Genomic DNA, 1,026 nt, shown 5'->3' on the forward strand with positions numbered 1-1,026 from the left:
GCGTTGGCGAGCTAGTAACAAAGCATTTGAGCTAACGATGTCCGATGGGGAACCCACTCACATAAGTGAGTATCACATACTGAATACATAGGTATGTGAGGCAAACCCGGGGAACTGAAACATCTAAGTACCCGGAGGAACAGAAATCAACCGAGATTCCCCTAGTAGCGGCGAGCGAACGGGGATTAGCCCTTAAGTCTATAGGGTGTTAGTGGAATGAGTTGGAAAGCTCAGCGGCACAGGGTGATAGCCCCGTACATGAAAACTAACTATAGATGAAAACGAGTAGGACGGGACACGTGACATCTTGTCTGAACATGGGGGGACCATCCTCCAAGGCTAAATACTCCTGACTGACCGATAGTGAACCAGTACCGTGAGGGAAAGGCGAAAAGAACCCCTGTGAGGGGAGTGAAATAGAACCTGAAACCGTATACGTACAAGCAGTGGGAGCGGTTCCATTCTTCGGAATAAGAGACCGTGACTGCGTACCTTTTGTATAATGGGTCAGCGACTTACATTTTGTAGCGAGGTTAAGCGAATAGCGGAGCCGTAGGGAAACCGAGTGTTAACTGCGCGTTTAGTTGCAAGGTGTAGACCCGAAACCCGGTGATCTATCCATGGGCAGGTTGAAGGTTGAGTAACATCAACTGGAGGACCGAACCGACTTATGTTGAAAAATGAGCGGATGACTTGTGGATGGGGGTGAAAGGCCAATCAAACCGGGAGATATCTGGTTCTCCTCGAAAGCTATTTAGGTAGCGCCTCGAGCGAATACCATTGGGGGTAGAGCACTGTTAAGGCTAGGGGGTCATCCCGACTTACCAACCCTTTGCAAACTCCGAATACCAATGAGTACTACTCGGGAGACACACGGCGGGTGCTAACGTCCGTCGTGGAAAGGGAAACAACCCAGACCATCAGCTAAGTCCCAAGTTATTGCTAAGTGGGAAACGATGTGGGAAGCTAGACAGCTAGGATGTGGCTAGAGCAGCATCATTTAAAGAAGCGTAATAGCTCACTAGT

1 rRNA gene is annotated in these 1,026 nt (G+C 49.3%); it reads left to right on the top strand.

Annotated elements, in window-relative coordinates:
• Positions 1-1,026: ribosomal RNA gene (locus tag KT99_RS19840) — 23S ribosomal RNA — on the top strand; the annotation flags it as partial.

It is taken from the genome of Shewanella benthica KT99 (assembly GCF_000172075.1).
Lineage (GTDB): Bacteria > Pseudomonadota > Gammaproteobacteria > Enterobacterales > Shewanellaceae > Shewanella > Shewanella benthica_A.